Origin of the sequence: Campylobacter coli, assembly GCA_039516895.1 — a bacterium.
GTDB classification, from domain to species: Bacteria; Campylobacterota; Campylobacteria; order Campylobacterales; family Campylobacteraceae; genus Campylobacter_D; species Campylobacter_D coli_B.
The window spans coordinates 188,547-201,565 of record CP154437.1 but is presented as its reverse complement, the minus strand read 5'-3'; the positions used below and the strand labels follow the sequence as shown (position 1 = coordinate 201,565).

The window sequence follows — 13,019 nt, the reverse complement described above, 5'->3', positions numbered from 1 at the left end:
TTAACGCCTTTTGTCTAAAATTTTTGCTTCGTCGCGTTTGACTTTTTTTACAAAAGCAACGCCTCCATCTTCTTGGTATTCTTGTTTAAAAGATACCTCTTTTCTAGATCCACCTTTTGGTACTTCATGATACAATCTTGCAAAATTGAGTGTATCTTTATCATCTGCAAAACCTGGATCTCTTTGCTCGGCTCCTACGATTTCGCGGTATTCTTTACCAAAAATTTTATCGATTTCATACCACTGTGCAAATTCATCTCCTTTCAAAGGATAGGTTTTTAAAAGAGGATGGCCATACCAATCATCAGGCATTAAAATACGCTTTAAATTAGGATGATTTATGATAAAAATTCCAAACATATCATAAATTTCTCTTTCGCTCCAATTTGCACCTTTAAAAATATGCGCTACGCTTTGTAAGCGTTCTTTTACACCCACAAAAGTTCTAACACGCACCCTTAATCTTTTTTCTAAATTTAAAAGCTGGTAAAATACTTCAAAACCATTTTTATCGGCTACAAAATCAATAGCACTTGCTTCTGTAAAATTTAAATATCCTAAGGTTTGAAGCATTTGTAGGGTTTTAACATTGTCTTCTTTTTTAATTTCTATCACCCAAAAATCAAGTTCTATAAAAGAATTTACAATATCAACTTCTGTTTTTAAAACCTCATAATCTTGCTTAAATACACTCTCATTAACATCTAATTTTTGAGTATGGGGTGCATGATAAAATCTGTCTTTATAATAATTTTGCAGTTGGGCATTTTTTTTATCGCTATATTTTCTCATCACACCAACCTTTTTGGAGCCATTTTGCGACTGGCTTTTTCTTTTCGGATTTTTTTCTGCAAAATCATCAAAGCAAACTGAAAACTTTCAGGGCGCGGAGCACAGCCTGGCACATAAATATCAACTGGAATGATCCTGTCTACACCTTGAACCGTAGAATAAGTATTAAACATACCCCCTGTATTTGCACAGCTTCCCATAGAAATCACCCATTTAGGATCAGGCATTTGATCATATAGCCTTCTTGTAAATTCAGCGTGTTTCTTACATAAAGTCCCTGCGATGATCATCACTTCACTATGACGCGGAGAAGCTCTAAAAATCGTTCCAAATCTATCAAAATCATATCTTGATCCCCCTGCTGCCATCATCTCAATCGCGCAACAGGCGAGTCCGTAGGATAAAGCCCACAAAGAATTACTTCTCCCCCATTGAACAAGCTTATCTACGCTTGTTAAAACCACTGGCAAACCACTGGCATAATTTACTTGATGCTCTGCCATGCAAACGCTCCTTTTTTATAAGCATATAAAAATCCAACCCCTAAAAGTAAAATAAAAACAAATACTTCTAAAAGCCCAAACCATCCTAAATCTTTAAAAATCAAAGCCCAAGGAAATAAAAACACCACTTCTATATCTAAAAGAATAAAAATCAAAGCTACGATGAAGAATTGGGAATTAATCTTATTAGCTTGTTTTACTGGAATTGGACCACATTCATAAATTCCAAGTCCTAGTTTTTTACGATTTTTTGCAGCAAAATTATTACCGATTTTAGAAGCTAAAAAAACCAATCCAAAAAAAATAACACTAGCTAGCACTAACATTAAAAATATACCGAAATAAGGATGCGAAGCATCAATGTGGGACATTTTTTCTCCTTTTTTTAAACACTTTGAATCACTTCACAACAAAAATTAAAATTTACACTCTGTTCTATTTTACTCTAAACTTTCTATATTGAAACTTAATAAGAATAAATATTGTTTAAAGTTTCATTTTTTTACACTTAAAGTTAACAAAAAACTCATCTTGATGAGTGATAAAAATATAAGAAATCAAATTTTCTTGCTGATAATGATGTAAAAAATTTAAGATTTCTTTTGAATTTTTTACATCAAGACTGGAAGTAATTTCATCTAAAATAAGCAATCTTGGCTCTAAGATCAAAGCACGGATAAGTCCCACCCGAGTAGCCTCTCCTCCACTTAACTCATAGGGTTTTTGTTCTAAAATTTGTTTTTTTAAATTAAAGCAATCAAAAAATTCTAAAATCTTTTCTTGCTCTTTTTTTATATTGAAATTTTCTAGACCATCTTGGATAAGATTTTTGATTTTTTTATAGGGGTTTAAGGCTGCTTTTTGATCCTGAAAACAATACTGAATTTCTTTTCTTAAAAGTCTTTGTTTTGTTTTATCGAGCTTCTGGGGATTTAAATTTTTATATATAACTTCACCAAAACTTGGGTTTTCTAAAAAACAAAGTATCCTAGCTAAAGTGCTTTTTCCTGCGCCACTTTGCCCCAAAATCATCAAATTTTCATTCTCTTTTAAAGAAAAATTGACATTTTCAAAAATCAAATGTTTTTCTTTTTTTAAATACCAATGTTTTTTAAACTCGTAAAATTTACCTAAATTTTTAACTTCAAGCATGATAAATCCTTAAAAATTCATCTGCTTTAAAAAGCTGTGCTTGATTTTTTTCTAAAAAAAGCACCTCATCTGCTAAAGAATTGACTAAATTTAAATCATGCGTGATACAAACTAAGCCTAAAGTATTTTTTAACTCTTTTAATATTTGAATGATTTTTTGCACATTTTCTTTATCTAAAGAAGCTGTAATCTCATCACAAATTAAAATTTGAGGCTTGCTCAATAAAGCTAGAGCCAAACTCACTCTTCTTGCCATACCCAAACTTAACTCATTTGCATAAGAATGCCACAATAAATCTATATCATCAAAGCCTAATTTTTTAAGTAAATCAAAAGCATATCTTTTATAGTCTTTTTGATTTAATTTCGTATGAGTTTTTAAAATAAGATGAAATAAATTTCCTATGTCCAAATACGGATAAAGACTAAGCTCTGCATCTTGTAAAACAAGTCCGACTTTAGAACGAAATGCACGAAGCTCGTTTTGATTTAAATTTAGAACAGAAACTTCATTAAAGCTCCATTCATCTGCGTTGATTTCAAATTTAGAATCAAGCAGTCTGATTAAGGATTTTCCCAAAAGACTTTTTCCAACCCCACTCTCACCCACAATCATCAAACTCTTAGCTATTTTAATATCAAAACTTATATTTTCAAAGATCTTTTTTTGATTTAATTTTAAGCTTAAATTTCTTACTTTCAAGATCTTACTCCACCGATTTTTTGCAAATAATTTCCAAGCCATAAAAGGGGTAAGAATAAAAACATAAGAGCTAAAAGTGGAAACAATATCATCCACCAAGCACCTATAAAAATAGCTTTTGAAGATTCGTTTAACAAGGTTCCTAAAGTCGGTATATTAAAACCAAGTCCTAAGCCAAAAAAACTCAAAGTCGCTTCAGTAGCTATGGCATGAATGATATTAAATACAAAAAGAACAAATATTAAAGATTTTAAAGCTGGCAATAAATCCTTAAAAAAAGCTCTAAATTTAGTCCTTCCTAGCACCATACTTGCTTTATAAAAGTCTAAATTTTCTAATCTTTTTAGCTCGCTTTCTATAATCCTTGCTATAAAAGGCCAATGCACTAAAGCGATTAAAAAAATCATTAAAAATATATTTACACCCACAAAACTTTGAAAAAACATCATCAATAAAAAAGCAGGCAAAGCTAAAAAAAGATCTAAAATTCGCATCCAAAAAGTATAAAAAAAACATCTTGCTAAAAATAAATAAAAAAGAGCAAAAAATATAGACAAAAAAGAACTACAAATTCCTATAAATAAAGAGATTCTCAAAGCAAAAAGCAAACGCGAAAATACATCTCTGCCTAAAAAATCAGTCCCTAGATAATAAGTCAAATTAGGAGCTTGGTGCAAATGATTTAAATGACTTTCTAAAACATCAAAAGGAGCCAATAAAGGCGCAAACAAAGCACCTAAAATCAAAAACATTAAAGGCGTAAGAAAAAGTATTATCTTAAACAAATTTCAACCTTTTTAATCTTGGATTTAAAATCCAAGCAAAAACATCACTTAAAAATGTAAAAAAAGCAGCAAGTAAAACACTAAAAAATATCAAAGCCAAAGCCATAGGAAAATCTTTAAAAAGAATGCTTTCAAAAAGCAAACTCCCAAGACCCTCATAAGCAAAAACACTCTCAACCACATAAGTTCCCATCATAAAGCTTAAAGCACTGCCTCCAAAATAAGCTATAATAGGGCTTAAAGAATATCTTAAAACCAAAAAATAAATATCTTTTTCCCTTAAAGCTCTAGCGTATAAATTTTGAACAAAAATTTGTGAAAAAGTTTCATTGATACAATTTCTAGCTATGCGCAAAAACAAAGCTAAATGAGATAAAACGAGCACTAAAACAGGCAAAATAAGATGTTCTAAACGGTTAAAAAAATCATCTTCAAAACCTATATCACTAGTCCCTGTTATAGGCAAAACCTGCCAAAAAATTCCAAAAATCAAAACAAAAAATAAAGCCAAAACAAAAGGTGGTAAAGCAAAAAAATTAAAGGCTAAAAAAGTGATTAATTTATCTATAAAACTTTCTTTATAATAATGCCCCAAAAGAGCAAGAAAAACACTGAGTAAAAACAAAAGCACTAAGGCACTCAGGCTTAAAATCAAGGTATTTGCCATCCTTTCTTTAATGAGCTTTAAAACACTTTCCCCGCTTAAAAAAGAAACGCCCAAATCCCCTTTTAAAGCCTTAAAAAGCCAAATTTGATACTGCTCTAGCAAGGGCTTATCCAGCCCTAAATTTGCTTCTATTCTTTGAACCAATTCCTTGCTTTGAGAATTGACTTTATTTGCATACGCTACACTGCCTTTGCTAAAATAAAGCAAAACAAAGCATAAAAAAGTACTAAAAAATGCGATAAAAACACTAAAAACTAAGCGTTTTAGCACTATTTTTTACTCCACTCATAAATATTCCAAGTAAAGCCTACTCCATGATGGCCTAAATTTCTTGCTTTAATACCCTCAAGCTTAGCATTATAAACCAAGGCAAAATCAAGATAAGTTAGAAAAATAAAAGGAGGATTTTCATACAAAGCATCAATAAATTCTTTATAATACTTTTTACGCTCTTCCAAATTTAAAGTATTTCTAGCTTTTTGCAAGGCTATATCTACCTTTTTATCATGATAATGTCCAAAATTCCAACCCTCATTATTTAAGGCACTATCTTGCGAACTTTCAAACACTCTAAAGGTGTGAAAATCAGGATCTAAAGGACTTCCCCAACCCACTAAAAAACTATCTACTTTAGAATAATCAAAACTGCCCGCAGGCTTTGCCACAACCTTAGCTATAACCCCTATTTTTTTAAACTCACTTTGCAAAATTCCTGCCAAACTCACCCTTAAAGGATCATTACTCATAGTCCAAATTTCAAATTCTAAAATCTTGCCATCTTTTTCAAAAATACCCTCATCATTTTTCTTAAAACCTAAAGCCAAAATCAAATCTTGGGCTTTTTTAGGATTGTATTCATAAGTTTTAAAAGCTTTAGAATCCGCCCACGAACGCTCTAAAGGATGATTGGCTACAAAACCATAATCATGCAAAAGATTTTTAACTATACTTTGCTTATCAACAGCATAATTTAAAGCCTTTCTTATTTGAATATCTTTTAAAAATTCATTATCTAAATTAAACATTAAAGCTCTATAATCAGCAGATCTTTCACGCAAAATCTTAAAATTTTCATCCTTTTTAAAAATATTCAATAAAGAAACATCAATCAATGCCGCATCAATTTTGCCATTTTTAAGCTCTACACTTGCAACTGAAGGATCAAAAATATGTTTGATGATAAGCCTTGGAGTTTTTACTTTTGCAAGATAAAAATTCTCATTGGCTTTAAACTCTACATATTCACCCTTTTTCCATTTTACAAATTTATAAGGACCTGTGCCTATGGGATTTTGATTAAAAGAAGCAGTATTTAAGTCTTTATTACTAAGTAAATGCTTAGGAAGCATTCCTATACTTAAAGCGTCTAAAAATGCAGGAAAAGGTTTAGAAAGCGTGATTTTAAGATGATAAGGATTTAAAATTTCTATACTTTTAATGTCTTCAAAATTCACATAAACTGAAGAATTATTTTTAGGATTTTTAAAAGCTTCAAGACTGAATTTAACATCATCAGCACTAAATTTCACTCCATCGTGCCACAAAACATCTTCACGCAAAAAGATATCATAGCTAAGTCCATCCTTGCTAACATCCCACGACGTAGCCAAATCGGGCTTTAAGCTCATATGCTCATCAAAACGCGTAAGTCCTGAAAATACAAGATTAATCACCGCATCATGATCCTCGCTATATGCAGGATTTATCCTTGAAATTTCATTTTCCACAGCTACGATTAAAGTATCTTTTGGAATTTTAGCCTCAAGATTGAAAAACAATAAAAACAGCAAAACAAACCATCTAAGCACTTGTAACTCCTTGAAATTAAAGATTAAAAAATTATAAAATAAAAAACAAGAAGCCACAAGCCCTATAGGGGGATAATTTGCTTTAAATTGTGGAGTTTTATTTATTCTATGTTAAATTGCTTCACTGCATTCATCCAATAAATACGCTATATGCTGCCAAGATATACCCGTAGCATCACTTAATCCTATCTCGCAAGTGCTTGATGTACTAAATCCGCGCTTAATATTCGTTTTGGCATAAAATTTTTTAAAGCCCTTTGTAGCATTAATATTTAATTTAGGATTGAAAAAACCCTTATATCCAGCAAATCCGCAACAATAGGTATCATTATCTATTAATACTTTTCCATTTGTGCATAGCTTTGCAAGCTTGATTATATTTTCATTTAAGCCAAGTTTTCTAGCAGCACACATGATATACAATCCTACATCTTCATTGATTTTATCAATGCGTAACTTAGGGGCAATAAATTTTAACAAATACTCACTTAAATCATAAATTTCATACTTTGAATGATCGCTAATTAATTTAGCACTACAAGCACTATGATCTAGCACTATGGGTGAGTCTATATTGCTTAAAAAATCATTGATTTTTTGTATATTTTTATCTTGGATATCTTGAAAATTCTCATAAGCCTTACCACAACATAAATCGTTGGGTGCATAAATAATACCTATATTTGCTTTTTCGCACAAGCTCTCAAATACTTCTTGCAAGCTTCTTTTGTCATACATTTTTTCATTTGGTTTAAAGCTTTTATTAAGACAGCTTGTAAAATAAACCACATTATAAGCTCTTTTACGACTTTTTAACTCATAATCATTCACCTTAGGCAAATACGCCCTAGTTCTTGGTATAGCGCTAAGAAAATTGCTTGCTTTTTCAAGTTTATTATCAAGACTTAAATTATCAAATTTATTTGCGATACTTAATGAAAATTTAGCAATTTTTAGAGTTTTTTCATGGTTTTTATATGCTAGATTTCCTAAAATTTTAGACATAAATCCTATATTATTTTTTCTATATTTTAATGAAAAATCAGCAAAATTAATCCCCAAAGGGCACGAAAAAGAGCACACCCCACAAGCAGCACAAGAGCTATCTACTAAATGATTGTAATATTTTTTAATATCCTTTAATTTTGCTTTTGACTCATCATCATTTAAACTTTCAAGACGTTTTATCTCTCTTAAAATAGCAATTCTTTGTCTTGGAGTAATTGTATATTCATTCGATGGACAAAATCTTTCGCAAAATCCACACTCCATACAGGTATTTAATTTCTCATCAATCAAACTCGCTTGCTTGATATTTTTCTTATAAATATCTTTATCATCACTAATGATTACATCAGGATTAAATAAATTCTCTTTATCAAAAATACTTTTGATTTTTTTGTTGATTAGATAAGCTTGCTTACCCCACTCTACCTCCACAAAAGGCGCTACCATACGCCCTGTGCCATGTTCAGCTTTTATACTTCCACCATACGAAGCTACTATATTAGACATTTCTTTAACTAGATTTGAAAAATTATCAAATTCAAGCTTATTATTTAAATCCGGCGTAATGATAAAATGAATATTGCCCGCTAATGCATGGCCAAAAATGATTCCATTATCACTAAAACCATATTTATAAAACAATTCTTGAATGCTTTTAATTCCATCAGCTAAATCCTCGATATTAAAACACACATCTTCAGTAATCACCGTTGAACCTGCCTTTCTAAGGCTAGCTGCTATAGGCAAAAGCGCTTTTCTAATCTTCCACCATAAATCATATTCGGCCTTATTCTTGCTAAAATATGACTTATAAGCTAATTTTGAAATTTCTTTTATTTTATTTATATTTTCATCAAGCTTAAACTCATTACTATGCTCGCTTTGGATCAATACACAAGTATCACCCTCTTTAATATCAGCTAAAATATCTCTTAGCTCATCATAGCTTGAAGCAGCTTTTAAGCTTGCATAGTCCATGATTTCAGCAGAGCTTATAAAATCAACTTTAGCAAATTCTTTTATAGTGTTTGCGGCATTATTAATATTATCAAAAAACAATAAAGCACAGGCCTTAAATTCCAAATCATCTAAAACAGCAAGCTTAACTTCACTTACAAATCCCAAAGTCCCTTCAGAGCCAACAAGCAAATGTGCTAAAATGTCTATTTCATCATCATAATCAACAAAGGCATTAAGGCTATAGCCTGTGGTATTTTTGATTTTAAATTTTTTGATTATTAAATCTTTTAATTCTTTATTGGCATTAATCTCTTCTTTGATCTCTCTAAGCTCATTAATTAATTTTTTATTCTCATTTTTAAATTGAGCCACACTTAAAGCATCGCTAGTATCAAGTATGCTACCATTTGCCAAAATCACCCTAATGCTTCTTAAGGTTTTATAGCTATTATCCTTAGTTCCACAACACATTCCGCTTGAGTTGTTATTGATAATTCCTCCAATTAAAGCTGAATTTATAGTAGCTGGATCAGGTCCTATTTTTTTCTTTAAAAAAGCAAGACTTTCATTAGCATGAATGCCTACTACACCACATCCCAAAGTGATTTCACTAGCATCTTTGTTAATTTTTATTTTTTTAAAGGCAAATTTAATCACCACAAGCACTCCATCACAAGAACTTTGCCCACTTAAACTTGTGCCCGCTGCCCTAAATGATATGGGAGTTTTATAAGTATGTGCTAATTGAATAACTTGCTTAATTTCATCTTCATTTTTAGCAATAATCACTATTTTTGGAATATAAAAATAACACGACGCATCAATGCCATAAGCATAACATCTAGCATAATCATTAAAGATTCTATCCTTAAAAATATACTTAGCCTCATTATAAAAAGCTTTAAAATTTGCCATGATCCCTCTTTTTAATTTATTATCAATTATATAACTTAATAATTTAAAGACAATTTTAAATTTATATTTTTGAGCATAAATTTAACCGAAGTCAATTTTTTTATCTGGATTAAAAGTTAGAATACCCTCCATTTTAAAAATTTAAAGAACTAAAAGGAGAACTATGACACAAGAACAAATTCAAATTATCAAAGATTGCGTACCAATTTTACAAAAAAACGGGGAAGATTTAACAAAAGAGTTTTACAAAGTAATGTTTAATGACTATCCTGAAGTAAAACCTATGTTTAATATGGAAAAACAAGCATCTGGGGAGCAACCGAAAGCCTTAGCCATGGCTATTTTAATGGCAGCTAAAAATATAGAAAATTTAGAAAATATGAGATCATTTGTGGATAAAGTTGCCATAACTCATGTAAATTTAGGGGTTAAAGAAGAGCATTATCCTATAGTAGGAGCTTGTCTTTTAAAAGCTATCAAAAATCTTTTAAATCCTGACGAAGCAACACTTAAAGCTTGGGAAGTTGCTTATGGAAAAATCGCTGAATTTTATATAGATATAGAAAAAAAGCTATATGAAAAATAATAAAAGCCCATTTTTGGGCTTTAATCAAATTTCTCTACCAAATTTCTAGCCAATTCTTTGATATTTTCACCCTTTAATTCGCTGATATTTCCTTCTTCAGCCAAAAAAATTCTATCTGCACTATCAAAATACGCATCATCATGAGTAATTGCAAAAATCGTCTTACCCTGTTCTTTTAATAAAGGCAAAAGCTTTTTGTAAAAAAATCTTCTAAAAACCGGATCTTGATCTGCTGCCCATTCATCAAGCACTAAAATATCTCTTTCTTCAAGCAAGGCTATAAGCATTGCCAAACGCTTTTTTTGTCCTGTAGAAAGCTTGGTTAATACAAGCTCGTGATCCTCCACTCTAGTTTTACCCTTAAGCTCTAAAAATTCAAGCCAAGAAGCGATTTTTTCTTCATCTGCAAATTTCTCTTTCGCTAAAGTCTTAGTAAAGAGATGAAAATCACTAAACACAGCCGATACTAAAGACCTATAAATATCTAAATTATCATCATCAATTTTCATATCATCTACAAAAATTTCACCCTCACTTGGCTTAAAAAGCCCTGTTAAAAGCATACAAAAAGTAGATTTTCCGCTTCCGTTTTTTCCTATTAAAAATATCAATTCTCCTTTTTTAAGCTCCAAATTTACAGGATTTAGATGAAAATTATCATCATAAGAAAAACTCGTATTTTTAAAAGAAATTTGACGCCAATCCTTGATAAAATTGGTTTTTTCAAAATGCTCTTTATAATCATCAAGTTCTAGTTTTGCTATCTTATCTAGAGCGATTTTTGCTAAAAGCAAGGTAGGAAAAGATCCTATCATCGAAACCAAAGGGGTTCTTAAAAATAAAATTGACAATGCTATCGTTGTTGCTTCGGCTACACTCGCCCACTTAAATTCCAAGGCTAAATAAAATTCCACCCCTACTAAAGCTAGAAGTGCTACATTTGTAAAATTTGATGAAAGATTGTTAAAAAGATTGCCTAGGGTGTTATTTTTCTTTTTAGATCTTGCATTGTTTTCAAATTCATCTTCATAATAAAGCTTAGCGCGGTAGCGATTGATTAAAAGCTCTTTATGGCCATCTAATATATTTTGATAATTATTTTGCAAAGCATCATCATTTTCTCTTGCTTTGCGAAAATACGAATAAACTTTCATCATCAAAAAATTATTAATAGTAAAAACCACAATAATCCAAATCGCACAAAGGGTAAAAATTTGAGGTGAAAGATAGCACAAATAAACACTAGTGCAAAGTATCAATATACTTGATTGTAAAAAATCAGGCAATCTCAAAAGCCCAAAAGATACATTTCTTACATCACTGCCTAAAGAAGCTAAAATTCTTGCCTTACCTACTTTTGCGACTTTTAATAAAGGAGTATCTAGGATCTGCTTTACTACGCGTCTTTGCATCTTGAAAATGAAATTTTGACCAAAAACGCTTAATCCTAGCTCTACTATAGTAGAGCTAAGAAAAAACACTATAAGCAAAGCGATAAAGTATAAAATAGGGATATTTTGTGTATTTTTAAGCAAATAATCATTGATAAAAATTAGGGTTAAAACCCCTACAGCACTTGAGATAAAAGAAAAAAGCAAAAAAGAGATGAATTTAAATTTATTTTGTTTAAGCAATTCTAAAATAAAAGGCATTGATAAAAACTCCGAAAGTATAATTAAAAATTAATTATAGCATTTTAAGAGCGATTATCAAAATTTATTTTATCCTTTACAAGGAAAACAGCACAAATAGCCAATAAAGCTAGAAAAATCATATACATACTCATTCCATATAAAAATGGATTTTTACTTCTAGTAGCAAGGATATTGAGCCACAAAACAAGTTGAGGAGTAACTCCTCCTGCGATAGCATAAGCAATATTATACGAAAAAGAAATTCCTGAAAATCTTATTTTAGCTCTAAAAACTTCACTCATTAAAATAGGAGCAAAGACATTAATCCCACCTAAAAAACAAACACTTGTATATAAAATACAGGTTAAGACAAGATTTTTAAGATCATATAAAGCATAAAAATACAAGCAAGAAAAAAATGCAAAAACTAAAGAAAAGAAAATACAAATTTTAAACAAGCCTAATTTATCCACAAGATAGCCCATAAACACTCCGCCTAGTGTTATACCTAAAATTCCTAGAACTTGTAAATAACTTCCTTCAATCGCACTCAAGCCCAAAATACTTGGCATAAATTTAGGCATTAATAAGATAAGCACTACAACACAACCTGTTAAAACCCAAGTTATAAAGATAGACGCGAGCGTATTTTTGAAAATATTTTCTTCTTTAAACAAGTCCTTAAGTGGAAAAGAACTCAAGCTTCGTTCTTTTTGCATTTGTTTAAAAATAGGAGTTTCTTGTAAAAATCTACGCAAATAAATAGAAATAATCCCAAAAATTCCACCCACAAAAAAAGCAATACGCCATGCATAAGCTGCGATTTCTTCGGTGCTAAAAAAAGCATTAATCAGCAAAAATACCATACTTCCTAGTAAAATTCCCAAAGCCATAGCTGAATTTAAACAACTCAAAGAGAAAGCCTTTTGACCTTCTTTGCAATGTTCCCTCACAAAAACCCAAGCACCAGGTAATTCCCCACCTATAGCAATACCTTGAAAAATTCTTATAAGTATAAGCAAAAACGGCGCTAAAAAACCAAGAGTTTCATAACCAGGTATAAAAGCCAATGTAAAAGTAGGAAGCACCATAAGCAAAATACTTAACATAAACATATTTTTACGCCCAAATTTATCACCAAAATGCGCCATCACTATACCGCCTAAAGGGCGCGCTAAATAACCTGCAGCAAAAGCTCCATAAGTATTTAACAAAGTCCAAAATTCACTCATATCTTTAGGAAAAAATACTTTTGCGATATATTCAGCAAAAAATACAAAGATGATAAAATCATAAAATTCTAAAGTTCCACCTAGTGATGAAAGTCCTAAAATTTTAAATTCTTTTGTGCCTAGTTTTGATTTTTTCATTATTTTATACCTTAAAGAATTTTAAAAATAACCATTATACTACAAATATTTATAAAACAAACAATCATTTTCAATTTAATTTTTAATGATAAAAATCATAAAAATCAGCTTAAGCAAAATTTTTAATAATTTTTGA

The 13,019-nt window shown here is 30.5% G+C and carries 12 protein-coding genes; 1 reads left to right on the top strand and 11 read right to left on the bottom strand.

Annotated elements, in window-relative coordinates; translation table 11 throughout:
- The 9 genes from AAID94_00945 to AAID94_00905 all read right to left on the bottom strand — a co-directional run bounded on the left by AAID94_00945 (position 1) and on the right by AAID94_00905 (position 9,293).
- A complete protein-coding gene (locus AAID94_00945; GenBank protein XAK24118.1) occupies positions 1-795 on the bottom strand; it encodes an NADH-quinone oxidoreductase subunit C in 795 nt (264 codons plus the stop codon).
- Positions 792-1,295, bottom strand: coding sequence for an NADH-quinone oxidoreductase subunit B family protein (locus AAID94_00940; protein XAK24117.1), 504 nt, complete (start codon positions 1,293-1,295; stop codon positions 792-794). Before AAID94_00940 ends, AAID94_00945 begins: the two co-directional genes overlap by 4 nt.
- Positions 1,277-1,666 carry an NAD(P)H-quinone oxidoreductase subunit 3 gene (locus tag AAID94_00935; protein ID XAK24116.1) on the bottom strand — a complete coding sequence of 130 codons (390 nt, stop codon included), beginning with the start codon at positions 1,664-1,666 and terminating at the stop codon, positions 1,277-1,279. Before AAID94_00935 ends, AAID94_00940 begins: the two co-directional genes overlap by 19 nt.
- A 115-nt stretch (positions 1,667-1,781) precedes the next feature.
- On the bottom strand, positions 1,782-2,447 hold the full coding sequence (locus AAID94_00930) for an ATP-binding cassette domain-containing protein (GenBank protein XAK24115.1): 666 nt from the start codon (positions 2,445-2,447) through the stop codon (positions 1,782-1,784).
- A complete protein-coding gene (locus AAID94_00925) occupies positions 2,440-3,150 on the bottom strand; it encodes an ATP-binding cassette domain-containing protein (protein ID XAK24114.1) in 711 nt (236 codons plus the stop codon). The genes AAID94_00930 and AAID94_00925 overlap by 8 nt, the downstream gene beginning before the upstream one ends.
- Positions 3,147-3,902 carry an ABC transporter permease gene (locus tag AAID94_00920; protein ID XAK24755.1) on the bottom strand — a complete coding sequence of 252 codons (756 nt, stop codon included), beginning with the start codon at positions 3,900-3,902 and terminating at the stop codon, positions 3,147-3,149. The genes AAID94_00925 and AAID94_00920 overlap by 4 nt, the downstream gene beginning before the upstream one ends.
- Before the next feature lie 25 nt (positions 3,903-3,927).
- A complete protein-coding gene (locus AAID94_00915; GenBank protein ID XAK24113.1) occupies positions 3,928-4,872 on the bottom strand; it encodes an ABC transporter permease in 945 nt (314 codons plus the stop codon).
- Positions 4,872-6,410, bottom strand: a complete 1,539-nt coding sequence (locus AAID94_00910; GenBank protein ID XAK24112.1) for an ABC transporter substrate-binding protein — start codon at positions 6,408-6,410, stop codon at positions 4,872-4,874. The genes AAID94_00915 and AAID94_00910 overlap by 1 nt, the downstream gene beginning before the upstream one ends.
- Before the next feature lie 111 nt (positions 6,411-6,521).
- Positions 6,522-9,293 carry an FAD-binding and (Fe-S)-binding domain-containing protein gene (locus AAID94_00905; protein XAK24111.1) on the bottom strand — a complete coding sequence of 924 codons (2,772 nt, stop codon included), beginning with the start codon at positions 9,291-9,293 and terminating at the stop codon, positions 6,522-6,524.
- Positions 9,294-9,456: 163 nt separating this feature from the next.
- On the opposite strand from AAID94_00905, the gene cgb reads away from it, so the two are divergent.
- The gene (gene cgb / locus AAID94_00900) at positions 9,457-9,879 is read left to right on the top strand and encodes a single-domain globin Cgb (protein XAK24110.1); all 423 of its coding nucleotides are present in this window, start codon (positions 9,457-9,459) and stop codon (positions 9,877-9,879) included.
- Between the two features lie 20 nt (positions 9,880-9,899).
- Here cgb and AAID94_00895 read toward each other — a convergent pair whose 3' ends face one another.
- Positions 9,900-11,531, bottom strand: a complete 1,632-nt coding sequence (locus tag AAID94_00895) for a multidrug ABC transporter permease/ATP-binding protein (GenBank protein ID XAK24109.1) — start codon at positions 11,529-11,531, stop codon at positions 9,900-9,902.
- Between the two features lie 44 nt (positions 11,532-11,575).
- Positions 11,576-12,883 carry an MFS transporter gene (locus tag AAID94_00890; protein XAK24108.1) on the bottom strand — a complete coding sequence of 436 codons (1,308 nt, stop codon included), beginning with the start codon at positions 12,881-12,883 and terminating at the stop codon, positions 11,576-11,578.
- Between the last annotated feature and the right edge of the window lie 136 nt (positions 12,884-13,019).

Coding starts and splice junctions, on each gene's coding strand:
- AAID94_00930 (XAK24115.1), bottom strand. CDS start 2,447: ATGCTTGAAGTTAAAAATTTAGGTAAATTTTACGAGTTTAAAAAACAT.
- AAID94_00890 (XAK24108.1), bottom strand. CDS start 12,883: ATGAAAAAATCAAAACTAGGCACAAAAGAATTTAAAATTTTAGGACTT.
- AAID94_00935 (XAK24116.1), bottom strand. CDS start 1,666: ATGTCCCACATTGATGCTTCGCATCCTTATTTCGGTATATTTTTAATG.
- AAID94_00940 (XAK24117.1), bottom strand. CDS start 1,295: ATGGCAGAGCATCAAGTAAATTATGCCAGTGGTTTGCCAGTGGTTTTA.
- AAID94_00905 (XAK24111.1), bottom strand. CDS start 9,293: ATGGCAAATTTTAAAGCTTTTTATAATGAGGCTAAGTATATTTTTAAG.
- AAID94_00920 (XAK24755.1), bottom strand. CDS start 3,902: ATGTTTTTGATTTTAGGTGCTTTGTTTGCGCCTTTATTGGCTCCTTTT.
- cgb (XAK24110.1), top strand. CDS start 9,457: ATGACACAAGAACAAATTCAAATTATCAAAGATTGCGTACCAATTTTA.
- AAID94_00895 (XAK24109.1), bottom strand. CDS start 11,531: ATGCCTTTTATTTTAGAATTGCTTAAACAAAATAAATTTAAATTCATC.